This is a genomic window from Bacillus sp. M6-12, from assembly GCF_002860285.1.
GTDB lineage: Bacteria > Bacillota > Bacilli > Bacillales > DSM-1321 > Peribacillus.
The window spans coordinates 1-24,872 of sequence record NZ_PGVF01000014.1 but is presented as its reverse complement, the minus strand read 5'-3'; the positions used below and the strand labels follow the sequence as shown (position 1 = coordinate 24,872).

Here is a 24,872-nt window from a genome sequence, read left to right as displayed (position 1 = left end):
AGTTGTAAAGAAAAAAATGTAGTATGGCTATAAATACATAATTTTAAATTAAAAGGTGGAGAGAGAATGATCTGGAAAATTGCATGTATCCAACTTGACATTGTTTTCGGCAGCCCCGTCCAAAATTATCAAAATGCAGAGGAAAAAATTAAACAGGCTGCGGCGGAGAAGCCTGATGTGATTGTACTGCCTGAGCTTTGGACTACAGGATATGACTTATCAAGACTGGATGAAATCGCAGACTCTCATGCAGAAGTAACGCTAGAATTACTAAAAAAATGGGCCAAGCAATACAACGTCAGCTTTGTCGGAGGCTCGGTGGCAAACAAAACAGATGATGGCGTTTTAAATACACTTCTTGTTGTCAATTCAGCGGGTGAAGTTGTTAAGCAATATAGCAAGCTGCATCTGTTTAAGCTTATGGATGAGCATAAGTTTCTCCTTCCAGGCAGCTCAGATGGGAATTTTACACTTGAGAACATCCCTTGTGCCGGTTTTATTTGTTATGATATCCGCTTTCCAGAGTGGATCCGTACCCATACTGCCAAGGGGGCTGAAGTCCTGTTCATTTCAGCCGAGTGGCCGCTTGCAAGACTTGCCCATTGGCGTGCCCTGCTCATCACGAGAGCTATTGAAAACCAGTGCTTTGTTGTAGCCTGCAACCGGTCTGGCAGTGATCCGAATAACGAGTTTGCCGGCCATTCCATGATCATTGATCCGTGGGGAGAAATTGTTGCCGAAGCCGGTACAGGTGAAGAAATTCTAACTGCCTCCGTTGACTTCTCCCAGTCTGTTGATATCCGAAAGCAAATCCCGATCTTTCAGGACAGACGGCCTGAATTCTATAAATAAAAAGTTACGGTTACCTACCCGACAAAAGAATTTTCTGAAATTTTTTTCAAAATTCAGTTGACAATCTATTTTCAAAATTGCTATTATTCTTCGTAAGTAAGAAAGGCGCAAGCGCCCTGGTTAGCTCCGACAAGCATAAGACAAGCGCTGGCGGAAGGCGTTTTTTGCCTCCAGAAGCGATTGGCTTATGACCTCGAGGGGCTGGGTGCTGGAGCTAGACATTTGTATTTATTAAAAAAGTTATACCTTCTATTTTTTTTAAAACTAAATTGTAAGACTACTCTTATCCAGAGCAGGCAGAGGGACTTGGCCCGATGAAGCCCAGCAACCGACCATCCATTCTAAACAGCGAATATGCAGTTTAGAGGCACGGTGCTAATTCCATCAGAAAGCTATGCTTTCTGGCAGATAAGAGGTGAGAAGACTGCAGCTTCAAGCCTCTTTTTACACGAAAGAGGCTTTTCTATTTGCCCTAAATAGGAGCCTCCAATACTCAGGGAGGAATGAAACATGTCAGTCAATACAATACAAGGCTATGAGCCATTAACTTCAGAAACAGCAGTTGCCCTGGCCAGAAGATTAGGACTATTTGAGAAAACAAGTGTGCTTGAGTGCCAGGAAATCGGTGACGGCAATTTGAATTATGTTTTTCATATAACAGACCATCTTTCAAAAAAGGGGATTATCATTAAACAGGCTCTTCCGTATGCAAAAGTGGTAGGCGAGAGCTGGCCGCTGACTTTGAAGCGTGCCGTCATTGAGGCCAACGCACTGCAAATTTTCGGAAGCTATGCACCTGACCTGGTTCCAAAAGTGTATTATTCCGATGAGCGCCTTGCGGTTACAGTGATGGAAGATTTATCCCATTTAACGATAGCGAGAACAGGCCTGATTTCAGGAGAAAACTATCCGCTGCTTTCCAGACATATTGGCGAGTATTTGGCAAAGACCTTGTTCCATACTTCAGATTATGGGCTTGGACACGGCAAGAAAAAAGAATGGGCCAAAAATTTCACCAACCCTGAACTATGTAAAATAACCGAAGACCTTGTTTTCACTGACCCTTTCTTTGACAGTGAAACGAATGACTTTGAAAATGAACTTACAGATGCCGTCCAGCAACTTTGGAATGATGGTGCCGTTCAGCTGGAAGCGGCTAAATTAAAAAAGTGCTTTATTACTGAACAAGAAGCTCTCCTCCATGGAGATTTGCATACAGGAAGCATTTTTGCAAGCAGTACAGAGACAAAAGTAATTGACCCGGAATTCGCTTTTTACGGGCCAATCGGTTTTGATATCGGACAATATTTAGCCAACCTTATTTTCCAGGCCATTGCCCGTGAACCTGAATACCGGGAAGACATATACAGCCACGTTCAACAGGCGTGGGAAACATTCCAGGACCATTACACAATACTATGGAATGAAGATAATCAAGACCCCTTTGCAGGAACAGAGGGATACCTTGAATTTATTCTTAATAAAAGCTTCCAGGATGCTCTTGGATTTGCAGGGTGTGAACTGATCCGCCGCAGCATTGGTCTTTCGCACGTAAAGGATCTGGATGGAGTTGAGGATAACGGCAGGAGAATCTCCGCCAAGAAAAAAGCAATTGAGCTGGGGAAAAAATTGATGACAGGAAGAAAGCATTTAATAAATATAGACGATGCTCTTCAATTGATAAAAGGCATTTTGTAAACTTAAAAGATCCTCCTGCCATCCTGACAGGAGGATCTTTTAAAAAGGACTTCCTTTTAGATCTGTTCCATTACCCTATGGATGCAGCATGCAGAGGTATTTTATAAGCAATTTCTTCAAAGTATTCCCCGCCGATTTCAACTGTTTCCTGGCCTATTTGTTGTCCGCCCAAGTTTTCATAAAAGTACCGGGAAGGATTATCCTTTAAAACCCAAACAATCATATTCCTGAAATTATCAATTATTAAATCGCCCATTACTTTGTTCACTAATCTTCTCCCAATCCCCATTTTTTATATAAACAGCAAACAGCTCTCCGCAGTCTCCGTTAAATTCCCCAGTACGCTCCTTGCCTCCATTTGCAAAACCAACAATTTGTCCTTCTGAGTTTTCAGCAGCATACACAAGAGTGCCCTTCGAAAGAATTCCTTGCCACATTTTAATTCTATCATCGTAAGAAAGTGACCCTAAGTATTCGAATGGAACTATATTCATATATGTGGTTTTCCAGCTATCAACATGTACAGCAGCAATATTTTTTGCATCTTCAATTGAAGCTATTTTTAGCCTTATTTTAAATTAAATTTTCCTTTACAGTTCCAAAATTTATTTCTATAAGGGATTCAATCCAAAAAATATCATGAAATTCCCCTTGAATTAATGGCTTAAACAATATATAATTGAATTTGTCTTATTTATTATATGTCCCAGTAGCTCAGCAGGATAGAGCGACAGCCTCCTAAGCTGTAGGTCGTAGGTTCGACTCCTATCTGGGACGTCAGCTATCCAAAACCCGTTAAATGATCGTTGGTATCTGGTGAATAACCGGCAGCCAAGACGATATCATGGCGGGTTTTTTTGTTGTACATAGAAAGTCAAAGGTTCATCTTTGACCATGGCAGCTTACCGTTTTTTTAAGTTTTTCATAACAATCAAATCTTCCCATAACTGAAAACATTACAATGTCTCCTACCTGAAGATTTTTTACTGAGGCGAAGTTTTATTTTTTGTCTTATCCGCGATCTGTACTCATCATTAATTTTCAAACTGTCCCTTAATTAAAGTAAATAAAAATGTTATATTTCTCCTATGGAAAATACTTGAAAGGGGAACTTACTATTATGGCTTTAGAAATGAGAGAAAAGTGTGAACGTTGTAACTCTAAGATTGAGGATCATACTCCAGCATATATATGTGTCCACGAATGTACATTTTGCGCTTCTTGCACTGTAGAAATGAATAATGTTTGCCCCAATTGCGGTGGAGAACTGGTAAGAAGACCTTTAAAACCACAAAAAGCATGCACACTTTAAAATGATTAACAGGGATGATTTTATCCCTGTTTTTTGTTAGTAATAGTCGCCGCTATACAGTACAGATTGGATTTACTTATAAAATCCAGCTGAATCTTTGGCAATTTGAGCATACGTAGTATCTCTAAAAAGTTTTTCCGGCTGTCATTTTCCAGAAAGTTTATATGCACTTAAATCAAATTATATCTGCGGGCAATCTTATAATAAGTATAGGCTATAATGTAAGCGACCAAATAACTTATCCCAGTCCAAAATATATTCCAGCCATTCCGGTATGTTACTTGATCCCTAATAACGGCAAACAATTCGAAAAGAGTAGTAACAATAGTAAAAAGCAGGAACGCCCACCATTTATTTACCTTGTTATATTGGATAGAGGCTACAAATAAACAGCCTAATACAGGGAATAAACCTAAATTAAAAGGCATAGCTGCTAAAAACATTTCCTTATAAGTGTGATTTAATTTCCAGAAGTAGGTGAAACCAATACCGTTAATTAAAAAAGATGTTGCAATGCCAACTGGTACAAAAAGTATCATCAGCTTCGGATTTTTGATAAAAAGGTAAACTCCTACTAAACATGGTAAGATAAAGCCTATGACAATGCTTAAAACCATCTGGTATCCCCTCATTCATTTTCCTTACCATGCCCACTTCTTCGGGAATTATGATGTGATGGAAAAAAGAACTGCTTTAGATTTTGAATGAAGCAGCACTACTCTTTTCTGTCTAATAGCAGATTGTCTTGATTGCCCGTACCATATATAAAAAAGATACTCATTTCCACTAAGCAAAAGAGAAATAATTAAACAGGGAACAATAATTTTATTTAGACCTAAAGTATCTAAGCCGATGCCAAAAACTAAAAATGAAGTAAAGAAATTAAAAGGGACAGCAATCATTTCCCCGATTCTAGGTATGATTAAAATGTCAATTAATAGATACCCAACAATCGAATAGATTAAAGCTAAGCTTGAAATTTCAATGACAGAAAACTTGGTAAGCAGCAATAAAATTAACAAAACACTTGAAAATGACACAATGGTCTTAATGATAAAATATCTTAGATGCTCCACTGCTTCTTCCTCCAAGGACTTTTTCAGTGTTATTTCCAAGATAAATAAATTTGAAACCTTTATCCCATTCTCACATCTTACAATACTCCTCTTGAACTATTTGCCGTATGCTTGGATCTTTATAATCCTGACGGTAATAAATATTCTCACCTTTTAATTGGTAATCGGTTACTGCATACGGATCCCCTTCAGACGTAATTTGAACGAATCGAATACAGCCAGTTTTCTTATTTGGAATGTTATATTTGTATTGTGTTATTTTTTTGTGTTCACTTGGAGTAATCTTAATTGGCTTAATGTCACCATTTTTAATGTCTTCATGCATTCTATATATCTTTCGAATTTTGTTAGGATCCTTTTCACCTGTATAGTTTACTTCTTTCTCAGAACTATATTCCGAAACAGCTTCAACAATCTGGCTTGAGAATACACCTATAAAAAAAAGAGCTGCAACAAAAACATATGCTATTTTCTTCAATCGCCTTACCCCGTCTCTCTTTTAACTGCTCATACAAACATTAGACGTATATTATAGGGGCTTGGTTTCAAATTTTTATAAAATTACAAATTATAGCAGCAAAAGCGATGGAGTTTTTCTATATCATTGCTTTATTTTCCTTTAACTTGCGGCTTAGAATTTTTTCTTAAACAAAAAAAGCCAGCATAAAAACTATGCTGACTCTTAATACTTATTTCCCATTTTAATGGATACTTCTCTTTTTAAACCGTCCTCCACGCACTTCCGAAATATCTGCTATTGCAAGGAAGGCCGAAGGATCGATTTCTTCAACAATTGTAGTAAGTTTGGATTCTTCGAGCCTTGTGATTATACAGAAAATAACTTTCTTATCATCCCCGGTAAAGGCTCCTTCCCCATACAGGTAAGTTACTCCCCGTCCCAGCCGATGGGTTATTGTATCGCCTATCTCTGTTGCTTCATCACTAATGATCCAGACTGATTTTGACTCTTCCATTCCGGTAACCACAATATCAATGGCTTTTGCAGCAACTACATAAGCAAGAATAGAATACATTGCACGGTCCCATGTATAAACAAAACCTGCAGAACCCAGGATGAATAAGTTCATGAACATTACAATTTCGCCAACGGAAAAAGGCAATTTTTTTGTAAGTACAATAGAAAGTACTTCCGTACCATCCAACGCACCTCCGTTACGAATAACCAAACCAACTCCTATACCTAAGAAAATCCCTCCAAAAATGGTAGCCAAAAGAATGTCTTCAGTAAATGGCGGAATCGGGTGAAAGTAAGTAGCAAAAATAGAGAGCATAATAATACCGTAGATCGTCGAAATCGCAAAGGTTTTCCCAAACTGTTTATATCCAAGATAGACGAATGGTAAATTTAGAAGAAATAGAAAGATACCGAGTTTCATTCCCGTTATATGGGAAAGCATAATCGATATACCAGTTACGCCTCCATCAATTACATTGTTTGGAACCAAAAAGATTTCCAATCCTGTTGCCATTAACAATGCACCAATCGTAATTAATATCGCCCTCTGAACTATTTTAATTGGGGTTAATTTACGATGCTGCTTTTTAAGTGGTAAAACCTCAGCCAAATAATCACGCCTTTATAATGTTTTTGTAATATAAATTATACCGTAATCCTCGGATTTAGAAAAATATTCAATTCAGTTCGAAGTTTTAGCCTCCATTAGGAAGCCCTCTCAGTTGAAAGGAGCCTTCTCTATTCCTCTTTTACATAGGTTAAATAGCCAAATTCTTTTTTGAGCTTTGCCGCTCCCGCTTCAGCGTCTGCTTTTGAGGCAAAGGGGCCGGTAAATACAGGATACCAGATGTACTTTAACCTCCAAATTGAGCTGGAGCTGAAGTTAGGTAAACAGCGGAAATACCCCTAATCCATAAGTACCATCCTGCCCTTAAATTCCACGAATTAATCAGGCGGTTTGTCCATTCACCTAATATGCTGATGAATATACTACTCATAGGTTTAGGAAGGGAGAGTTTACAATGGGGAATAATTCAAATAGCGATTCACGTTCAGACAGCAATTCTAATGTTGATTTCGAATTAGACAACCATACGCGAAGCGATAGTGATGTTGAGAGCGATAATGAGGTTTCCAATAAGAACCGGAATACTAACATCGCGAAGCTAGAATGCAGCGGTAATTCTGACATTGATCTGGACATCGATGTAGATTCTAACTCAAGGACAAGGGTGTTCTCCCGGGCAGAATCCGAGGCAGAACAAGACCAGGATCAAGAGCAGAATCAGGAATTTGAAGGGAATAACGGTGGCAGAGGTGTTGGAGGAATTGGATCCGGCAATCGCGGCAACCGAAACCGAGGCAGAAATAATAATGACAGGGATAGGAACAGGGACAGGAATAGAGACAGGGATGAAGACAGGGACAGAGACAGGAACAGAGACAGGGACAATAATCGAAACGATCGTAATAGAAGAGACGATGACTCGCGCCGGGGTCACCAAGACAAAAAAGGGAATGGAAGAAACAACGTCTGGTTTAACTCCATGTGGGGTTTTTAAAATTCCAGCATAAAAAAGGGAGCATTGGAATCTATCCCTGCTCCCTTTTTTTATTTGGCCAAATTTATGAACAATAGCCGCAAGAACCTTGATCAGAAGCGCGAAAAGAAGCAGGAAAAGACGGAGAGCAGGCTTGCCTTCGTCAAAAAACGGCAAAAAAGCTGTTTTTTCCTCCGCATCCTTCAGAAATAGCAAATTTCCTTGCCATCAGATGCTTTCTCTCGTAAAAGCCTATTCCCTTGAAAACTTATTCTCTTCTTTATTGACCGGGAGATAAATATGAAAAGTGGTACCTACACCGATTTCGCTTTCCACCTCAATGCAGCCGTTATGTTCCTCGATTATCTTATAACTTACCATCAAGCCCAGGCCAGTTCCTCTTTCCTTTGTTGTATAAAATGGCTCACCAAGTTTTTTGATTTTTTTCTCCGGAATACCCATTCCTTGGTCTTTGATTGATATTTTCACAAAATTTCCTCTATACCGTTTGCTGGAAATATGGATTACTCCCCCATTTGCCATGACCTCAATGGCATTCTTAATGATATTGATAAAAACCTGTTTCAGCTGATTTCCTTCACAATAAATGATGAAGGGGTTTTCCTGAAAATCTGTATCAAATTGAATATTTTGCATTAAGGCCTGTGCAGCAAGCAAGTCTAAGGTGTCCTGCATTACCCCATTAATATTTCTTTCCTGATAGTTCATTGCCTGCGGCTTGGCAAGAACAAGGAATTCCGTAATTATCGATTCAATCCGCTGCAGTTCTGAAGTAATAACATTAAAGTAGGTCGAGAAATCTTCTTTGACACTGCTTTGCAAAAGCTGGATAAACCCTTTCAAGGCTGTCATTGGGTTGCGTATTTCATGGGCAATGCCTGCAGCCAGTTCACCGACTACACTTAGCGTATCGGACTTTCGAAGCTGTTCCTCCATTTCCAGTTTTTCTGTAATGTCCCTAAATAAAGTAAGATGGAGTTCCTGGCTTAAAAAGGGCCTTGTTGAGAATTCAATATGTTTTACCCTGCCATCGGGAAATGTAATAGGGATGGTTACTAACTGTTCCTGTGAGCTTTGGACTTCTTCCATATAAGATTGCAAAGCGAAAGTATTCTCAGGAACCATCTTTAATATTTCCTGAATTGACCAGGCAAGCAGTTTCTCCTTATTTATTTCAAAAATCCTTACCCCATTTTCGTTTATATCTTCAATCTTTTCTTTATTCCAGAGAATTATGCCATCCATCGTTCGTTCAAAGATTTTCCGGAACTTCTTTTCACTCTTCCTTAACTCATCTTCAATACGCCAGCGTTCACTGACGTTCCGGAAAATTATTATATTATAGCCCTCACTTGGATGGGAGTTCGCTGTTAACTCAAGCAGTTTTACCTGCCCGTTCGGCATAGTAAAGAAAAGTTCCCCCCTTACAGATCCGGTTTCAATAAATTCACTTATTAGGTTTCTGTATTCCTTATTGAGCCTATCGGTATATTTGGCAACATGTGTGCCGAGCAGTTCCTCCCTGGTCGACTCAAAAATCTTGCAAGCAGAATTGTTTACTCTGGTAATGATACCGTTTTCATCCGAAAAGACAATTGCATCAATTGCCAGCTCAAACAGCTGCCCAAATATCTCTTCACTTTTTTTCAGCTTGCTTTCCATCATATATTTTTCTGTAACGTTCCTGAAAATGGACATATAGAGACCATTAAATATATTGGAGCTAGTAGTATATTCAAATCTTAGTTTATTTCGTTTAATTTCTACCTCTACCTGGCCTGCTGAAGAGCCCGTTTGCTCGACTTCCTTTAGGCTTTCAATCCATACCGGAACGGATTCCAGTGTCAGCAAATTTTGAATCTTGCCTCCAATTACCATTAACTTTGACATTTGAATCGAATGGCAGAAGGCAGGATTTACATCTACAATGACCCCATCCCGGTCAAAAATTAAAATGCTGTCTACAGCCTGGTGGAACACATCCTGGAACATTTGGACTGAAATTGTGCGTTCCCGCTCCAGTGTACGCTCTAACGTAATATCCTTAATTTTATAAATTGTATATCCTTCATAAGGATAGTCAAATGATTTGAATTCAACATGTTTGACTATGCCATTTGGGAGGCGAAGTATCCATTCATCGGTAAAATTTCCCTCTTTAATTATCATTTCCTCTTGATATTGGAGGATGTGGGGCGGCACCTCATGCAAAAAATCAGTGATCTTATATGCAAGAAGCTCTTCCCTAGCCATTTCAAATAAAGAAAGGGCAGCTTTGTTTACATGGGTAATTTGTTTTTTCGAGTCAACCATGACTGCCGCCTCTGCCACATTTTCAAAAAAGTCATGGTAAAAAGATAATTGCTTTCGAAGCAATTCGAGCTCCTTTAAGTTATCTGTCGTTTCCTGACCTGCTCTTCCAGCCATTAAAAATTCACCCCGTATTAAAAGCAATGCTTGCACGATTATATTTATATCATTCTACAAGAAGATGGAAAATTCCTATTGAAAATGCTAAAAAGTAGCTTTTTTATCTTTTAATAATAAAGTGATATTTTATTCACAAGGTGCATATCAGCTGCAAGAGAAAAAGGGCCTATATAAATAAACATTATTATTTTGAGGAATACAAAAAGAGCATCGGAGTGATGCTCTTTTTGATTTGCAATTTATATTATTAATGCTGTGTTCCTTACACACACTCTCTCTGTATGGTGAATAAATAAAGTTCTGCCAAATTGCTTAATTGCTATTGTATTAAAAAAATTTCGTTCAGCTGAGATTTATATCAACACCGCAGTAATTTTTTGAAACACTTTTCACAAAGCGAAAGAAAACACTATTCTTCACCAATTGTAAGCGGATACTTATTTATATAACAGAAATTATTATGTATTATAACAGATGAAATTCTAACTGCACCCCATACTATTTTACTTCCGGTAAAATCAGGAAGATTAATTCCTAAAAAAGATGGGTAAAGATGGTTGTAAAAATTGGAGGCTTTAAAAGAGGTAAACATTGTTGTAAAATTGGATACTTAAAACGAAGTAAGCTTTATAAAATTGAAGGCTTCCAAAACGGAGGAAATTATGAGACCACGAGATTACTATTTTGACAACGCGAAATTCATTCTCATCTTTTTTGTCGTCTTTGGCCATTTATTAAAGACCTTTATTGAAGACAATGAGATTATCTATTCACTCTATAAAACCATCTATACCTTTCATATGCCGGCTTTTATTTTAGTATCAGGCTTCTTTGCAAAAGGCATTTATGAAAAGGGCTATGTAAGGAAATTTGCAAAGAAATTAATCCTTCCTTATATTATTTTCCAGATTATTTACTCAATTTTCTATTTTTATCTTTACAGTAAAAGTACTTTTAAAATGGATTTGCTGAACCCCCATTGGTCACTCTGGTTTTTAATAAGCTTGTTTTTCTGGAATTTAATGCTTCTTGCCTTCTCTAAGGCAGGACCGGTGAATGGCCTTGCAGCGTCCTTGGTCATTGCCTTGTTAGTCGGCTATGTAGATTCAGTGTCCAATTATTTGAGCCTATCAAGAACGTTTGTATTCTTTCCCATGTTCCTGCTTGGCTATCATCTGCGCAGGGATCATTTAAAACAGCTTGTCCATCTAAAAGGCAGAGCTATCGCTTTTTCCATATTTGCCGTTGTATTTATCGGATTTTATTTTTATCCTGACATCAATTACAAGTGGCTGCTTGGCTCCAAACCATACTCAGAACTGGAAGCTCATGGAGTGATTTCAATGCTGACCAGGCTCGGTTTTTACATGGTAAGCCTAATTATGGTCTTTAGCTTCCTGGCTTTTGTGCCAAGTAAGCAGTACTTCTTTACAAAATGGGGCAAACAAACATTATATGTATATCTGCTTCATGGATTTATTGTCCGGTTCTTTAGGGAAAGTGAAATAACAGGCTTTTTTACAAGCGTTGAAAACTTCCTTCTGCTTGCGGCAATTTCCTTGCTCATGACTATGATTCTCTCAAGCAGTGTAATAGCTTCATTTGCCCAGCCTATTATCGAGCTGAAAATGAACCGTTTCAAGGGTCTGTATAAAAAACTAGTACTATATATCCGATTCTACAGGGAGCGCTGGAAAAATCAGACCTCTAGCTATAATTGATTTTTCCAACCTGCTGCAACTGGATTATTATTAATTTCGGATAATGAAGCGCACCCCAATTGTTAGACAACCATCTAACAATTGGGGTGCGTTTTTTTCCTTATTATGAAAATTTAGGATAGTTAAGTTCCACAGGCTTTGGTCGTTACTACATATCATCGACTAGTATATATGCAGCCTTAACCGGCCCATGGACGCCAACCACCAGGTTCATTTCAATATCCGCCGAGTTGCTCGGACCAGTAACAAAGTTAATGCAGGACGGAAGGACTTCCCCTTTTATCAGCTTTGCTTGAATTTGCCGGGCTGCCTGTGTCATCCTCGGGACAATTGTGCTCTTTGGAATTATGGCAATAAATGTTTGAGGGAGCAGGCTGACGGACCGGCCCTTTTCATCTGAGCTGAACAATACAACTGTACCTGATTCCGCCAGCGTAATCTCACTAAAAACAATGCCAACGTTGGAGCGTTCAGCAAGCTTTATATTTTCTTTTGCGAGTTCAGGATTCCACTCGATTACCTCCATTTGCTCGGCAGGCCACTCCTCTGTAAGGAGCTGAGACAGCCCAAATTCGCCAAAGCGGGCATCCTTTGCGGTAATGACAGGGCCGCCCCCAAAATCCCGGACCACCTCTCTTACGATTTTCGGCAAATCCCCCGCCTTTGTACGGTAAAAGTCAGTATGAATCCGAACACAATGTTCCTGCAGAACAGTTATGAGCTCCTCCATGGAAGCTCCTTTCATTACTTCATGCTGCGGCTGATGCTTCCAGACCGGGCGATCAATGGTTTCTTTGATTGTGTCCCTTCCAAGCCTGCCGGCAAGCCTATTTAAAAAAGCTTCACGATTCTGGATGGTTCCTTGCATTATTGATTGCCCCCTTTTTCCCGATTGTTAAACCAATCTCGGAATCTCTCTTTTTGAGGAGCAGGAAAATCGCGGATTTCCGTCCAGGCTTTTAAAGGACCTGGCCCTTTTGTAATCGACTCACCCACTGTAAACGGATTCAAGGCAGCTGGAGCAAATTTAGATCCGAGCTTATATAATGCCGGGGATGCAGCTCCTAGTCCGAATGCTTTCATGGCCATTTTTTCGGAGATCGGCGCCCTTCCTTCCCGTTCCACAATTACTTGGCGGTGCTTATGCAGCAATTCATGAAGCGGAATTTTCACCGGGCAGGCATCTGTACAGGCCGCGCAAAGTGTAGAAGCATACGGAAGTTCTTTATAATCATCATAGCCGCCCAAAAGCGGTGACAGAACAGCACCAATGGGCCCGGAATAAATCGAGCCGTATGAATGCCCTCCAACATGGCGGTATACCGGGCAGACATTGATACAAGCCGCACAGCGGATACACTGCAGAACGGATTGAAATTCAGAACCAAGGATGCTGGAACGTCCATTGTCTACAATAACCAGGTGGAATTCCTCAGGGCCGTCCGCTTCCCCAGGCTGCCTTGGACCGGTCAATGCGGTAATATAGCTGGTCAGCCTTTGTCCGACAGCACTCCTTGTAAGCATACTGACCAGCACTTCAAACTCTTCAAATGAAGGAACAATCCGTTCCATCCCCATTACAGTGATCTGAACCTTCGGCAGACTCGTTACCATACGCCCATTGCCTTCGTTAGTAACAAGGCCGACCGAGCCGCTTTCAGCAATAGCAAAATTACAGCCCGTAATTCCAATGTCGGCTTCAAGGAATTTTTCCCGAAGGACTTTTCGCGCATGTGCCGTTAATTCCTCGGGCTTTTCAGTTTCCTTATAACCAAGTTTTTCTCTAAAGACATCCCTAATCTGTTCTTTATTTTTGTGAAGCGCGGGCGCAACGATATGGGATGGAGGATCATGGTCATCCACCTGAAGGATATATTCGCCCAGGTCGGTTTCAATAACCTCACATCCTGCTGCTTCAAGAACCTGATTAAGATTAATTTCTTCGGTAACCATAGATTTTGATTTAACAACTTTTTTGCCATTCTTTTTACCGATCACTTCTTTTATGTATGTGCTGGCTTCTTCTGCCGTTTCAGCGAAAAACACATGTCCGCCCTTTTTTGAAACGTTTTCAGATAACTGGAGAAGATAGTAATCAAGGTTTTCCAAAACATGCTGCCGGATTTCCTCCGAATGATTTCGCCATTCCTCCCAATTTCCAAGCTCTTCTGCAGCAGCAAGGCGGCGGCCGTGAAGCCTCTCCTGTGCACTTGAAACAGCAGATCGCATAAATGCATTATTGATGCCGGTTTCCACTCGATCCTTAAAGGTTTCTTCCCCTATTTTCATTGGCATGATTATCACGCTCCTTAATTGTAATATGGAGTGCCTTAACGGCTGTTTAGCACCTCAGCGATATGCATTACCTTAACCGGCCGGCCCTTCCGGTTGATCCTGCCTCCGATATTCATTAAGCAGCCTGCATCGGAACCAATGATGTAATCAGCGTCCGTTTCCTCTATATGTCCAACTTTTTCGTCTACCATCTGTTCTGAAATTTGTCCCATTTTGACAGAAAATGTTCCGCCAAATCCGCAGCAATTGTGTGCATTAGGAAGCGGGATATATTCCAGATCTTTTACATTGCTCAGCAAGATCATCGGCGCTTCTTTAACATGAAGCAGGCGGGTCATATGACAGGATGTATGATAAGTAACCTTACCATGCAATCTTGCACCGACGTCCTCAACTTTAAGCACATCGACGATAAACTGAGTAAGCTCATATGTCTTCGCAGCCAATTTCTCTGCACGCTCTCCCCAGGCACCTTCATCCTTGAGTATGTGCGGATATTCCTTGAACATCGCAGCACATGAACCTGACGGTGTCACTACGTATTCAGCGTGTTCAAAGGCTTCAATCATCCTTTTCATAGCATCCTTTGAATCGTTAACATAACCGCTGTTATAAGCTGGCTGGCCGCAGCATACTTGAGTTCCAGGAAACTCCACCTCACATCCCAGCCGTTCCAGCACTTCTACGGTCGCTTTCCCAACCCCCGTCTGAAACATATCAACCAAACAGGTTGCAAACAGAGATACCTTCATCCTGAATCCCTCCCTTTACCTATCTCCCTTTAAAAACCGTGACAATTCTATTATAATGTGAAATTTCTGATAAAGGAAAATGTTTTCTTGACACTAACTTATTCCGGTTAAAAATCCAAACATTATTCACAAAATAATAGGCTGTAACAGGGTAGGTATTATTTTACCTATTGAAAATGGCAAAACTATGATAAAATATTAAGTTAGTGTTTGTAAGTTAAAGGATCATATTATTGATCTTGAAAGGAGTCCAGGCGTTCTCACCACGCATTTTTGAAAAATGAAAATTATACTAAGTACTTTAAATGCAAAATACATTCATACAAGCTTATCTATTCGAAACCTGAAGGCGTATGCCTCACCTGAATATGACATCGAGCTGGCAGAGTATACAATAAAAGATCCGATTATGAATATTGTCGGTGACCTCCATTCAAAAAAGCCCGATATTATCGGATTCAGCTGCTATATTTGGAATATCGAAGAAACAAAAAAAGTAGTGGAGCTGCTAAAGAAAGTAAATCCCCAGCTGAAAGTTATTTTGGGCGGCCCCGAGGTTACTTATGATGTCGCAGACTGGCTTGAGGAGATTCCCCAGGCCGATTTCATCGTAATCGGCGAAGGGGAAGAAACATTCAAGCAGCTGCTTACCGAGCTGCACGGTGAAGGAAATTTTGCTGAAATAAGCGGATTGGCCTTTCGTGACGAGGGCAGGAACAGGATCATGCCACAGCGAAATAAACTGGATTTAAAGCAGCTTCCATCACCCTTCAGATTTCCTGAGGATATTCCACATCTGTCTAAACGGGTAATTTATATTGAAACCAGCCGCGGCTGTCCGTTCAGCTGCCAGTTTTGCCTTTCTTCTATTGAGGTCGGCGTACGTTATTTTGATCGCGAGAAGGTAAAAGATGATATTCGTTACTTGATGCAGAACGGTGCAAGGACGATAAAGTTTGTTGACCGCACCTTCAATATAAGCAGAAGCTATGCGATGGAAATGTTTCAATTTCTTATTGATGAGCATCACCCTGGGACCGTGTTCCAATTTGAAATTACAGCGGATATCATGAGGCCTGAAGTAATACAGTTCCTAAACGACAATGCACCGGCCGGGTTATTCCGTTTTGAGATCGGGGTACAATCAACAAACGATTACACAAATGAACTCGTCATGCGCAAGCAGAATTTTGAAAAGCTGACAAGGACCGTAACAATGGTCAAAGAAGGCGGCAAAATCGATCAGCATTTGGACTTGATTGCCGGATTGCCTGAGGAAGATTACAATTCATTCAAGAAAACCTTTAACGATGTGTTTGCCATGAGACCGGAGGAGCTTCAGCTTGGTTTTCTGAAAATGCTGCGCGGCACTGGCTTGCGGATTAGAGCAGCTGAATGGGAATATGTGTATAGCAACCACTCTCCTTATGAAATTCTTGGAAATCGCGTTCTAAGCTTTGATGATATTGTGAGGATTAAACAGGTTGAAGATGTCCTTGAAAAGTACTGGAATGACCATAGGATGGACCAGACAATCGAGTTTCTGGCTGGCCATGCATTTTTGTCGCCATTTGACTTTTTCCAGGACTTCGGAACTTTTTGGGACCAGCAGGGGTGGGCAAGAATAGGCCATCAGCTGGAGGATTTATTTAAGCGGCTGAACAGCTTTTTATCAAATATTGATTTCAGCGATTTGGACGTGGCTGAAGGGCTCATGAAATATGATTATTTTATTAATCAAAAATATAAGCCGAGAAAACCGTGGTGGGATCAATCTTATGATAAAACCGAAAGAACCGGAATTTACCGTTCTTTAATAGAAAACCCATCCCTTGCGGGGAGTGCGTTTACAGAACTTTCCCTCTCTGAAAAGGACCTGTATAAACACACAATGCTTGAGGAAGTTCCTTTCGATTTAAAAGCGTTTCTGTCAACAGGTGAAATTATTAAACAGCCGTCCGTAATGGTTGCCTATTTTGATCCAACGGGCACTGGAGCAAAAATTTATCCTATTTCGACTAGCGCATTAGCTCACTTAAGATAAGGTACTGGCGGCAGGCAAGATTTAAAAAGCTGCTGGGAAAACTAGAGTCTACTTTCTGTCGGATTATGTCATTTTATAGTGAGAAATCGGTATTTCACCGATAGTGTTTGAAAAAAATTAAAAGTGGACGATAAAATCGCGAACTCGATGATAAATTTTCGAAGTTGACGATAAAATTTAAGGAGTCGATGATACCCGGTCTCCAAAAACTTCTCCATAAATTTCGCAGCTTTGGAAATAACCGATATCTTATTAGTGACGTTAATTTACGTAACAAAGTCGATGATAAGCCACAATAGTTTGAAAAATAGAGCACGGTAACTTGACGATAAGGAATACTCCGCTAGGTGCCCATGCAGAATATGTGCAAAACTGCAAGAAAAACGTTAAAATCGTCTCGAATCTACAAACAATATGCAAAAACGCTGGATTATAGATCCGGCGTTTTTGCTTTTCTCATTGATTTGTCTTTTTGTCAGACTTTTTATTTTTCGAAATCTCTAAAACATCATTGATTTTATCTGCATTTATTCCAAAGGCAAACTCACTGCCTAATTCTTCACGAGTATTAGCAGCCTTATCTTCCTGCCGCTTATCAGCTCTTTCTCTCATGCTCTTCCTTTTCTCCCCTGCTTGGAATTGCGGTTAAAAGCCTTCATTACATTTTCCTTCCCTGTAAATTCTGCAGAGAATTCAGATTCCCCTAAATTTTTCGTTGGTGTATGACTCGCCTTTACGGCTGCGTTATGTTCAGCTTTTCTTTTCATATTATCAATTGCTCCTTTCATAGGTTCGAGCATTATATTTTGGGGCCTTAAGCATAAGATTTATACACATCTGGGATCATACTGGCACTGGAGATTTCAGGAATATGGGGCTTTTAGAGGTCCAACGGATAATTGCTGTTATTCAGGAGACGATAAGCAAAAGATACTTTATCGGAGTGATTGAAGTGAGAAAGGACGACGAAGAAAAAATGAAATCGCCTGCAATCGATGAAGCAATGCCGCATCAGATAAATGCACCCAGCTTCCAAAACACTGGAATTCAAATGTCCTCTCCTTTTGTAAATTCATCTGGAGTCATAATCGGTGACAGCATGTATGCCTCAGAAAACTCCCCCCTTGAAAACTGGACGGAAGAAACTGATCCCGAGGTTATGTCTGGCGACCAATGGGTACATCCTACAAATGATATAGGGTGGAATACAACTGAAAACAGGGAACTGCTTGAACAGCAAAGGAAGCCCCAAGGATATCCTTTTATGCACCCGGATAAAGAAGTCAGCAGCCGCGCTACAGATTAAAAGGTGCGGCTTACACAAGCTTGATTGACGGGTGCTTCCTGATGCTTCCATTGTTAAAATTTATAAAATAAGAAGCCAAGTCCGTGGTTTAATGACATGCTTCTTGCTAGTTAGCCAAAAAGCTTCTGAATGTAATCAGACATCTTTATTGATAAGCCGGTAAAATTTTAACTAACTTTATCAAATCAAAAATAAACAGCAAACTTCATGAAAATATAACCTGATTTTCCATTAACTTTGCTGACAAGCAGCAAGTAAGAACAATGTTAAAGTCCCATACTATATTTAGAGGCATTGGTGCCTCATCAAACTGAAAATAAGGAGAGACAGCAATGGCAAACAACAGAAATAAACTTCTGGTTCCGGGTGTAGAGCAGGCTCTCGAACAATTCAAATATGAGATTGCCCAGGAATTCGGAGTTGCCTTGGGATCGGATACAGTTTCACGTGCAAATGGATCTGTTGGCGGAGAAATTACAAAACGCCTGATAGCTCAAGCTCAATCTGAGCTTCGCGGAAGATAAAAAATTTCATATGCATGGCTTATTAATGGAGCAATCATTTTTGCTTCAATTATATCCACATTCCAAATGTGGCAAAATGCATGCCCCTTTTGCATAAATACAGAACCGAAAAAGGCCAGCTAAGACAACTGCTGGCCTGCTTTCTTATATAATCCCCTTTTATAACAATACAATTATTAATCCTTATCTTTATCTTTGTTATCGTTATGTTGTTTATTACTTGGATTATTCTTTATGTTACTTCTCTTTTGCCCGGATACCTTATCTTTCCAGTCATTTCCCTTGTCACCAGATTTCTTGTCTTCTTTCTCTTTAGAACCATTTACCTGGTTTAGAGTATCCCGCTTAACCGAATTGCCATTATTGTTTTTTGTTTCTTTTGTAGGCTTAGACGGATGAGCGGGGCGATTAGGTTTCACTGGTGCTTTGTAGGGTTTCAATGTTGGGGGGATTGTCTCCCCTAGATTTGCTGCTGGTTTTTTAACCGTTTTTGGATGATTATTTCGATCATCATGGCCGGTTTTTTTATTTTTCTCAAAGGTATTAGGAGCTACCGGTTTTATGGCAGCTTCTTTTTTAATAGGTTTTGGCTCAGCCGGAATGATTTTTTTGTTATCAGGTTGGTTCTTTTTAGGCTGGCCGGTTTCACTATTCTTTTTTGGCTTATTTTTTTCTTTAGACATTTTGCCGCTTTCAGGTTTGTCTTTATTCTCTATTTTATCGATATACCTGCCAGTTGACAGTCCTTCTTTCTTCGCCTTTTTCCTGTCAGCTGCAGAACCTTCGAGTACTGTTACCTCGGCATCCTTTTTAGAGGCTGAAGCCAGCAGCTTCATTTCTTGTTGGAGCTCACCGCTTAATTCTTTATTGTCCCGGTCAAGTAAAACTGTCGAAAAGACAATTTCCTTTTCCTTTTTTAAATAACCTCTGGATTTAGTTTCCAGAATTATTTTACTGGCAATTTCATGGACGTTTTGTTGTTTCCAGTCATCCAATTTTTCCAGAATCTGCTTGCCTTCTTTATTTAATCCGTTAAGCTCGATCACTTCGAGTCCTTTATTCAACCCAATTTCAATGCTTGGATTTACATCGATTGTCATATATGCTGATACAGAATTGTTATTCAGGAACGGGAGATACGTCAGCCCAAAGAGCATGGCGGCTGCAGCCCCAGCTGTCAGCACCTTTTTAGAGTTTAAGCCCAGAAAGATTCCTCTGTATGCTTCACTGGAAGTTACCAGCTGGACTTCTTTGCCGATTTCATAGGAATCCCGCTTTTTCCGTTTCATTTTAATAAATTCGCCTTCGGGGGTCATTAATGTAACGAATCGGTTATCGACGTCCAATACCACACCCTTTTTCAATTTTCAAGCACCCCTTTTATATAATCCTTTAGATAAAAAAATTCACCATCCAATATAATTGAAATGGCTATAATATATTTCCGGTTTCTCTCTATTGTTTTCCGGCTAACTTTGACCCTCTGCTCAAGCTGCTTGACCGGCAGTCTTTTTTTGTCAAACAGTATTTCTTTTAGTTCCTCATCTCCAACGAGCATCTTTGCAATGGAAATTGCGTTTTGCCTCGCATCAGCATGTTTTGGAGAATTCTCAGCTAAATCAGAAAAAACGAGATCAAACTCCAGCAGTTTTTTCTGATAAAGAAGAATTTCTTCTTTTCTTTTTTCTGCATCCCGGACCATATGAAATTGCTGCATGGATTTCTCTGTTTCCAGGTAGGATTCGCTCTGTTCTTGATCTTCATCATTTTTATACTCCAGTAATAGATCCTGCTTTCTGGCCTGGCTCCGGAGATAATCAATGACCCTCCGTTTAACAATTGTCTCTGCAAAAGCCAGCAATGAACTTCCCTTTTCAGGTATGAATTTATCTATCGCCTCATTGAAAGCAATCAGGCCAATACTGAATTCATCATCAGATTCTGTAATGTATCTACGGCAAACAGAAGACACCGTTTTTGCTATAAAAGGCTTAAAAGAGACCAGGAGTTCTTCGCGGAGTTCCTGATTGCCGCCTTGAATTTCCATTACAGTGTTTTCTAAACTGCGTTTGCGCTTTAATGGCGTAAACAACATACTAAACATTTGCCCACCTCACTAAGGACACATTATAACATACGCTAAATCGATTCTATTTTTAGGGGTAGAAAATAATAAAAAAAGCTGCAAAAGGACTATCTTTTCCTATGGCAGTTTATCCCTGTTCATTTGAAGAGAAAAATATTAAATAACCTCATCTCTTTAATAAAGCATGACTTACAAAGCTCCAAAGTCCAAGAGGCAAACAATATTTTGCGTACTGCGACTAGTGTCCTAGACACAAAGACACCCCTCCATTTGGCATGAAGGGGCTGAAAAGTAATTAATCTGAAAGATAGAGTTTTTAAGCAGATGGTGATTTGAATTCTTCCACTGAAGAAGAGCGAGGCTGTTTTAGCATAAAGTATACGACAAGGAGTACTGAAACAGATCCAAAGCAAAGCACCATATTCTTGAATCCGATTGTATCAAGAAAAAGTCCGGCGGTGACAAGAATTACCTGGAATAATACCCTATCCATCATGCCGCGGAATGAGAAAAACCTGCCATGGTATTCTTTCGGAACTTGCTTTTGAAACATTGTTGCCACTACCGGGAAGAAAATCCCAACAGAAAAACCAAATACTGCAAAAGAGATTATGGATGCGAGTTTAATGTCAGCTAAATAAAGCGATAAATGGGCCGCGGCAATGATAACAGCACAAGCATTCAAGATTTTCACGGGATTTCTTCCATTCGAAAGCCTTTTAGTAATAAAAGCTCCGATCATAAAACTAACACCTTCCGCAGTGTAAAGCCATCCTTTAATTGAACTGTCATCCTGAAGCTCGCTAATTTCCAATACCATTAGGTTAAAGCTTCCGAGGAATAAGGTAGGCACCAGTAATAAGAAAAGAGCCATAACCACCTGAGGCATTGTTTTTAGAAGAGGCATGAGCTCTGAGAAGCCCCCTGTTGAATTTTTAACTGTATGTTTAGCTGATAAAGCCTTTGTTTCATCTATTTCCAGGAAAAGAGTGCCCAATAAAATTAATATATACGATAGGAGTGTGAAGAAATACAAGTTAAATAACGATATAGTAATCAATAAAATTCCCGCTATGGAAGTGCCGGCAATTCTGGCAATTGTGGCTACATTCATATGAAGCCCGTTAATGCTTAATAATTCCTCATTTTTAACAATCAATGGTATTGCTGCCTGAAGCGCAGGGAAGTAAAAGGCTGCTGAAATACCAATTACAACCATGTAAACGACCATCCAGGCAACTTGATCGTAGCTAATCGCCATAAACATAAACAGGATAGAAAAAATCCTCACCAATCCTGAGTAAACAAGGACTTTCTTTTTTAAATTTTTGTCAATTACTCTGCCCGCTAAAGGGCCAACCAGCAGACCTGCAAACATCCCTGCCAATAGAATGAGCGATTTATGAAAATCTGAAGGAACAAGCTGCTGCAGAAATTCCAGATTGCCAATAACCCCAAGCCACATTCCAAATCCTGCAACGAACTCTCCGCTCATCAAAATCCAAACATTTCTGTTTCTAATCATTTTTCAGCCTCATTTATTTACTTCGTAGTACTAAATATACTAATGTGTTCCAATCCTTCTGTCTAGAAATTTTTCAGCAAAATCATCAATCAATCAATACGGAGTCCTACTTCCCCACAACAAAGGTCCTGAAAGTAATCTGCTCCCTGCAGAGCCTTCAAGTATGCAGCTATACTTCTTGTGTGCAATCATCCTTTTTTCTTGAAAACAATAATCCGCCAACCGCCAGGCCAATCAGAACCACCCAAAATGTCAGCTTCCATTCAGCCGATTCCGGGAAATGCTCGTTAAACACTGCAATATTGGGGTGCGCCAAAGTAAAGACTGCCAATTTTATTCCTACCCACCCCACTATAAAAAACGCTGCTGTTTCCAAAGAAGGTTTCTTCCCAAGCAGCTTAACAAATCCTTTTGCTGCAAATCTCATGATAACCAAGCCAATGATCCCGCCTAGGAACATGACCGTAAATTGGCCGCCATCAATGCCTCCGAATGTAAACCAGCCCGATTTGGGCAATGTTACCGCAAGTGCCACAGCAGCAAGCATGGAATCAACAGCAAAGGCGATATCTGCAAGCTCAACCTTTAAAACGGTCACCCAGAGGAGCGATTCTTGATGTTTATTTAAATCTGTTATTTTCGCTTTTCCGACAAATCGCTTGTAAAGATGGCGAGCTGCAATAACAAGCAGGTAAATCGCTCCCAGCGCTTGAACCTGCCAGACATTCACCAGATATGATATGAGGAACAAGCTAGCAAAGCGGAAGGCAAACGCTCCAATCAAGCCATAAAATAATGCCTTTTTTTGCTGCTCCTCCGGGAGATGTTTTACCATGACCGCCATGACAACAGCATTATCAGCCGCCAGTATCCCCTCTAAACCAATAAGTACAATTAAAACCCAGCCATATTCCAGTAACATCGATGCATCCAACATCCTCAACTCCCAACAAGTTAGTGTTCTGCATTTCCCCTGTTAGCATGAGGACAAAAGAAAAAGACCCCTGCCAAATAGGCAAAGGTCTTGCTGAGCACTACTCATGCCAACAAAGCCGATGGATGGAAAGTCCATGGAATGACGACTTTGTTTTAGGGCGAACCCTAACGCTACTCCCCTTTGTAAAGGAAAAACAGTATTCAATTATCTAAAACTTCCAAAATAAGTCCATTATAAAATTCCAGTAAAGCCGCTTCTTCAGAACGACATTCTACCTTCTCGTTCAGTATACTCTTTGAATCTTAATATGTGCAAAAACCATTGAATAAAGTTCAAAGAATCCCGTAAGAAATTCTCCTTAAAAAATTATTATATCTAAAAAGTATTTTTTATCGACAAATTGGGCATCTGCGGTCTACAATGGCAAATATGTAATCGTATCTTGCGGAATTTATCGGTAAATTTATATTGTTAATAGAATAGGAAAGGATTAATATTTTAGATAGCCGCCTGTGTATAACGGCAGGCTTACAGAGGTGATACACGTGAAGAAAATTATCAAAGCCTATGACTTCCCAATATTCATTACTGTTGTGCTGCTTTGCTTATTCGGCTTAGTAATGGTATATAGCTCCAGTATGGTTACTGCTGTTGCCCGCTATGGCGAGGAAATGGACTTCTTCTATCAAAAACAAAAGTCCGCGATGATATTTGCTTTTTTAGGTATGCTTATAGCAATGATATTACCGTATAAAATGTATCAGCATAAGAGATTCTTAGCGCTTATGATGAGCGGTATTGTTGGTTTCCTGTTACTCATTTTCTTTATTGGGCATACAGCAGGAGGAGCACAAAGCTGGATTAATATAGGTACACGGGCTATACAGCCTGGCGAATTTTCTAAACTGGCCATCATAATTTATCTGGCGGCGATATTTGGCAAGCGTCAGCACCTAATTAATAATATTGATCAGGCGGTCGTCCCTCCAATTACCATGCTGCTAATCATTTGCGGGTTAATTGCGGTTCAGCCTGACTATGGAACTGCATTCATCATTTTGCTGATTGCAGGCTCAATTATTATTGCATCCGGAATGTCACTGAAAAGCCTTGGCAAACTGTTGGGCGTCACCCTTATTTTAGCCGCAGTTATTTCCTTGGTGATCATAATATCAGGTAATTTTTCTGAGGTTGTTTCAAAAGAAAGGGTTTCGCGTTTCACCGGCCTGAAAACTCCATTTGATCCCGAAACAATTAAGGATGAAGGCTTTCATTTGGCAAATTCCCTTATCGCATTCGGATCTGGAGGTGTGAAGGGACTCGGCCTTGGAGATAGCGTCCAGAAATACGGATATTTGCCGGAATCGCATACAGACTTTATCCTTGCCATAATTGGTGAAGAACTCGGCCTATTCGGGGTATTATTTGTCCTCGGTGCACTGGGATTCATTGTTCTCAGAGGCTTTGTGCTTGCCGCACGCTGTACTGATCCATTTGGAACCCTCCTGATGATCGGGATTTCATCAATGATCGGCATCCAGGCGTTCATTAATGCCGGCGGGGTTTCAGGGCTCATTCCTATTACCGGAATTACCCTCCCATTTATCAGCTACGGAGGCTCTTCCCTTTTGATATTAATGGTATCCGTTGGGATACTCCAAAATGTCATTATGAGGTCAAACAGGCTTGCAGAGAAAAAGATGCAGGAAACAGGAAAGAACATTCAAATGTAAAAACAGGCCTCTAAAAAATCATTGATTTTTTAGAGGCCTGTTT

At 40.1% G+C, this 24,872-nt stretch carries 26 protein-coding genes, 1 tRNA gene and 2 riboswitches; of the genes, 10 read left to right on the top strand and 17 right to left on the bottom strand.

The features are described from left to right. Positions 1-66: 66 nt before the first annotated feature. Both CVD28_RS15235 and mtnK read left to right on the top strand, forming a co-directional pair. Positions 67-852, top strand: a complete 786-nt coding sequence (locus tag CVD28_RS15235) for a carbon-nitrogen family hydrolase (protein WP_142384784.1) — start codon at positions 67-69, stop codon at positions 850-852. 280 nt (positions 853-1,132) lie between these two features. After that, positions 1,133-1,267, top strand: a riboswitch (SAM riboswitch). Between the two features lie 95 nt (positions 1,268-1,362). Next, positions 1,363-2,550 carry an S-methyl-5-thioribose kinase gene (gene mtnK, locus CVD28_RS15230; protein WP_101593241.1) on the top strand — a complete coding sequence of 396 codons (1,188 nt, stop codon included), beginning with the start codon at positions 1,363-1,365 and terminating at the stop codon, positions 2,548-2,550. Positions 2,551-2,620: 70 nt separating this feature from the next. On the opposite strand, the gene CVD28_RS28845 is transcribed toward mtnK, so the two are convergent. Both CVD28_RS28845 and CVD28_RS28840 read right to left on the bottom strand, forming a co-directional pair. Then, positions 2,621-2,818: a hypothetical protein gene (locus CVD28_RS28845; RefSeq protein ID WP_257985881.1), complete on the bottom strand. Its 198-nt coding sequence runs from the start codon at positions 2,816-2,818 to the stop codon at positions 2,621-2,623. After that, on the bottom strand, positions 2,787-3,044 hold the full coding sequence (locus CVD28_RS28840) for a hypothetical protein (protein WP_257985880.1): 258 nt from the start codon (positions 3,042-3,044) through the stop codon (positions 2,787-2,789). The genes CVD28_RS28845 and CVD28_RS28840 overlap by 32 nt, the downstream gene beginning before the upstream one ends. Positions 3,045-3,253: 209 nt before the next feature. Here CVD28_RS28840 and CVD28_RS15220 point away from each other — a divergent pair. Beyond that, positions 3,254-3,327, top strand: a tRNA-Arg gene (locus CVD28_RS15220). Positions 3,328-3,670: 343 nt separating this feature from the next. After that, positions 3,671-3,862, top strand: a complete 192-nt coding sequence (locus CVD28_RS15215) for a DUF1272 domain-containing protein (RefSeq protein WP_101593239.1) — start codon at positions 3,671-3,673, stop codon at positions 3,860-3,862. A 170-nt stretch (positions 3,863-4,032) separates the two neighbouring features. Here CVD28_RS15215 and CVD28_RS15210 read toward each other — a convergent pair whose 3' ends face one another. From CVD28_RS15210 to CVD28_RS29305, 5 genes are all read right to left on the bottom strand, one after another. Beyond that, on the bottom strand, positions 4,033-4,479 hold the full coding sequence (locus tag CVD28_RS15210) for a hypothetical protein (protein WP_101593237.1): 447 nt from the start codon (positions 4,477-4,479) through the stop codon (positions 4,033-4,035). A gap of 48 nt (positions 4,480-4,527) precedes the next feature. Beyond that, entirely contained in the window at positions 4,528-4,938 is a 411-nt protein-coding gene (locus tag CVD28_RS15205) for a DUF2512 family protein (protein WP_180954181.1), read from the bottom strand. A 70-nt stretch (positions 4,939-5,008) separates the two neighbouring features. Beyond that, the gene (locus CVD28_RS15200) at positions 5,009-5,416 is read right to left on the bottom strand and encodes a hypothetical protein (protein WP_101593231.1); all 408 of its coding nucleotides are present in this window, start codon (positions 5,414-5,416) and stop codon (positions 5,009-5,011) included. 223 nt (positions 5,417-5,639) lie between these two features. Further along, entirely contained in the window at positions 5,640-6,524 is an 885-nt protein-coding gene (locus tag CVD28_RS15195; RefSeq protein WP_257985879.1) for a YitT family protein, read from the bottom strand. A gap of 128 nt (positions 6,525-6,652) precedes the next feature. Further along, on the bottom strand, positions 6,653-6,763 hold the full coding sequence (locus tag CVD28_RS29305) for an SPOR domain-containing protein (protein ID WP_374702540.1): 111 nt from the start codon (positions 6,761-6,763) through the stop codon (positions 6,653-6,655). Positions 6,764-6,936: 173 nt separating this feature from the next. Here CVD28_RS29305 and CVD28_RS15190 point away from each other — a divergent pair, with 173 nt between their 5' ends. Then, positions 6,937-7,476, top strand: a complete 540-nt coding sequence (locus tag CVD28_RS15190; protein WP_101593229.1) for a hypothetical protein — start codon at positions 6,937-6,939, stop codon at positions 7,474-7,476. Between the two features lie 231 nt (positions 7,477-7,707). On the opposite strand, the gene CVD28_RS15185 is transcribed toward CVD28_RS15190, so the two are convergent. Continuing rightward, positions 7,708-9,903 (bottom strand): PAS domain S-box protein, encoded by a 2,196-nt coding sequence (locus CVD28_RS15185; RefSeq protein WP_101593228.1) that lies wholly within the window; start codon positions 9,901-9,903, stop codon positions 7,708-7,710. Between the two features lie 665 nt (positions 9,904-10,568). Here CVD28_RS15185 and CVD28_RS15180 point away from each other — a divergent pair. After that, positions 10,569-11,627, top strand: coding sequence for an acyltransferase family protein (locus tag CVD28_RS15180; protein ID WP_101593227.1), 1,059 nt, complete (start codon positions 10,569-10,571; stop codon positions 11,625-11,627). 148 nt (positions 11,628-11,775) lie between these two features. Here CVD28_RS15180 and CVD28_RS15175 read toward each other — a convergent pair whose 3' ends face one another. The 3 genes from CVD28_RS15175 to CVD28_RS15165 are packed head-to-tail and all read right to left on the bottom strand — an operon-like array spanning position 11,776 to position 14,674. After that, positions 11,776-12,498, bottom strand: coding sequence for a LutC/YkgG family protein (locus tag CVD28_RS15175; protein WP_219621200.1), 723 nt, complete (start codon positions 12,496-12,498; stop codon positions 11,776-11,778). Beyond that, positions 12,495-13,922 (bottom strand): LutB/LldF family L-lactate oxidation iron-sulfur protein, encoded by a 1,428-nt coding sequence (locus CVD28_RS15170; RefSeq protein ID WP_101593225.1) that lies wholly within the window; start codon positions 13,920-13,922, stop codon positions 12,495-12,497. Before CVD28_RS15170 ends, CVD28_RS15175 begins: the two co-directional genes overlap by 4 nt. Positions 13,923-13,957: 35 nt before the next feature. Beyond that, positions 13,958-14,674: a (Fe-S)-binding protein gene (locus CVD28_RS15165; protein ID WP_101593224.1), complete on the bottom strand. Its 717-nt coding sequence runs from the start codon at positions 14,672-14,674 to the stop codon at positions 13,958-13,960. 280 nt (positions 14,675-14,954) lie between these two features. Here CVD28_RS15165 and CVD28_RS15160 point away from each other — a divergent pair, with 280 nt between their 5' ends. Beyond that, positions 14,955-16,718 carry a B12-binding domain-containing radical SAM protein gene (locus CVD28_RS15160; RefSeq protein ID WP_101593223.1) on the top strand — a complete coding sequence of 588 codons (1,764 nt, stop codon included), beginning with the start codon at positions 14,955-14,957 and terminating at the stop codon, positions 16,716-16,718. Between the two features lie 456 nt (positions 16,719-17,174). Here CVD28_RS15160 and CVD28_RS28155 read toward each other — a convergent pair whose 3' ends face one another. Both CVD28_RS28155 and CVD28_RS28150 read right to left on the bottom strand, forming a co-directional pair. Continuing rightward, complete coding sequence (locus CVD28_RS28155) at positions 17,175-17,330, bottom strand: hypothetical protein (RefSeq protein ID WP_180954180.1); 156 nt, start codon at positions 17,328-17,330, stop codon at positions 17,175-17,177. Then, positions 17,327-17,485, bottom strand: coding sequence for a hypothetical protein (locus CVD28_RS28150; protein WP_180954179.1), 159 nt, complete (start codon positions 17,483-17,485; stop codon positions 17,327-17,329). Before CVD28_RS28150 ends, CVD28_RS28155 begins: the two co-directional genes overlap by 4 nt. Before the next feature lie 209 nt (positions 17,486-17,694). Between CVD28_RS28150 and CVD28_RS15155 the strand changes: the two genes are divergently transcribed. Together CVD28_RS15155 and CVD28_RS15150 are read left to right on the top strand one after the other, a co-directional pair. After that, on the top strand, positions 17,695-18,024 hold the full coding sequence (locus CVD28_RS15155) for a DUF3905 domain-containing protein (protein ID WP_101594183.1): 330 nt from the start codon (positions 17,695-17,697) through the stop codon (positions 18,022-18,024). 332 nt (positions 18,025-18,356) lie between these two features. After that, on the top strand, positions 18,357-18,548 hold the full coding sequence (locus tag CVD28_RS15150; RefSeq protein WP_101593222.1) for an alpha/beta-type small acid-soluble spore protein: 192 nt from the start codon (positions 18,357-18,359) through the stop codon (positions 18,546-18,548). 176 nt (positions 18,549-18,724) lie between these two features. Here the strand turns inward: CVD28_RS15150 and CVD28_RS15145 are convergent, their stop codons facing one another. The 4 genes from CVD28_RS15145 to CVD28_RS15130 form a co-directional block, all read right to left on the bottom strand. Beyond that, positions 18,725-19,912, bottom strand: coding sequence for an anti-sigma factor domain-containing protein (locus CVD28_RS15145; RefSeq protein WP_101593221.1), 1,188 nt, complete (start codon positions 19,910-19,912; stop codon positions 18,725-18,727). Beyond that, a complete protein-coding gene (gene sigI / locus CVD28_RS15140) occupies positions 19,909-20,652 on the bottom strand; it encodes an RNA polymerase sigma factor SigI (RefSeq protein WP_101593220.1) in 744 nt (247 codons plus the stop codon). Before sigI ends, CVD28_RS15145 begins: the two co-directional genes overlap by 4 nt. A gap of 298 nt (positions 20,653-20,950) precedes the next feature. Then, positions 20,951-22,159, bottom strand: a complete 1,209-nt coding sequence (locus CVD28_RS15135) for an MFS transporter (protein ID WP_101593219.1) — start codon at positions 22,157-22,159, stop codon at positions 20,951-20,953. 169 nt (positions 22,160-22,328) lie between these two features. Then, the gene (locus tag CVD28_RS15130) at positions 22,329-23,093 is read right to left on the bottom strand and encodes a TerC family protein (RefSeq protein WP_101594180.1); all 765 of its coding nucleotides are present in this window, start codon (positions 23,091-23,093) and stop codon (positions 22,329-22,331) included. A gap of 44 nt (positions 23,094-23,137) precedes the next feature. Beyond that, positions 23,138-23,287: riboswitch (yybP-ykoY riboswitch) on the bottom strand. Positions 23,288-23,641: 354 nt separating this feature from the next. Here CVD28_RS15130 and CVD28_RS15125 point away from each other — a divergent pair. Continuing rightward, positions 23,642-24,829, top strand: a complete 1,188-nt coding sequence (locus CVD28_RS15125) for an FtsW/RodA/SpoVE family cell cycle protein (protein ID WP_257985878.1) — start codon at positions 23,642-23,644, stop codon at positions 24,827-24,829. Positions 24,830-24,872: the final 43 nt, after the last annotated feature.

Bases quoted from the DNA above. Each gene is read 5' to 3' on its own strand.
- CVD28_RS15150 (WP_101593222.1), top strand. From the start codon at position 18,357: ATGGCAAACAACAGAAATAAACTTCTGGTTCCGGGTGTAGAGCAGGCT.
- CVD28_RS15165 (WP_101593224.1), bottom strand. From the start codon at position 14,674: ATGAAGGTATCTCTGTTTGCAACCTGTTTGGTTGATATGTTTCAGACG.
- CVD28_RS28150 (WP_180954179.1), bottom strand. From the start codon at position 17,485: ATGAAAAGAAAAGCTGAACATAACGCAGCCGTAAAGGCGAGTCATACA.
- CVD28_RS28840 (WP_257985880.1), bottom strand. From the start codon at position 3,044: ATGAATATAGTTCCATTCGAATACTTAGGGTCACTTTCTTACGATGAT.
- CVD28_RS15170 (WP_101593225.1), bottom strand. From the start codon at position 13,922: ATGCCAATGAAAATAGGGGAAGAAACCTTTAAGGATCGAGTGGAAACC.
- CVD28_RS15210 (WP_101593237.1), bottom strand. From the start codon at position 4,479: ATGGTTTTAAGCATTGTCATAGGCTTTATCTTACCATGTTTAGTAGGA.
- mtnK (WP_101593241.1), top strand. From the start codon at position 1,363: ATGTCAGTCAATACAATACAAGGCTATGAGCCATTAACTTCAGAAACA.
- CVD28_RS15235 (WP_142384784.1), top strand. From the start codon at position 67: ATGATCTGGAAAATTGCATGTATCCAACTTGACATTGTTTTCGGCAGC.
- CVD28_RS15180 (WP_101593227.1), top strand. From the start codon at position 10,569: ATGAGACCACGAGATTACTATTTTGACAACGCGAAATTCATTCTCATC.
- CVD28_RS15155 (WP_101594183.1), top strand. From the start codon at position 17,695: ATGAAATCGCCTGCAATCGATGAAGCAATGCCGCATCAGATAAATGCA.
- CVD28_RS15135 (WP_101593219.1), bottom strand. From the start codon at position 22,159: ATGATTAGAAACAGAAATGTTTGGATTTTGATGAGCGGAGAGTTCGTT.
- sigI (WP_101593220.1), bottom strand. From the start codon at position 20,652: ATGTTTAGTATGTTGTTTACGCCATTAAAGCGCAAACGCAGTTTAGAA.
- CVD28_RS15185 (WP_101593228.1), bottom strand. From the start codon at position 9,903: ATGGCTGGAAGAGCAGGTCAGGAAACGACAGATAACTTAAAGGAGCTC.
- CVD28_RS15215 (WP_101593239.1), top strand. From the start codon at position 3,671: ATGGCTTTAGAAATGAGAGAAAAGTGTGAACGTTGTAACTCTAAGATT.
- CVD28_RS15160 (WP_101593223.1), top strand. From the start codon at position 14,955: ATGAAAATTATACTAAGTACTTTAAATGCAAAATACATTCATACAAGC.
- CVD28_RS15190 (WP_101593229.1), top strand. From the start codon at position 6,937: ATGGGGAATAATTCAAATAGCGATTCACGTTCAGACAGCAATTCTAAT.
- CVD28_RS28155 (WP_180954180.1), bottom strand. From the start codon at position 17,330: ATGAGAGAAAGAGCTGATAAGCGGCAGGAAGATAAGGCTGCTAATACT.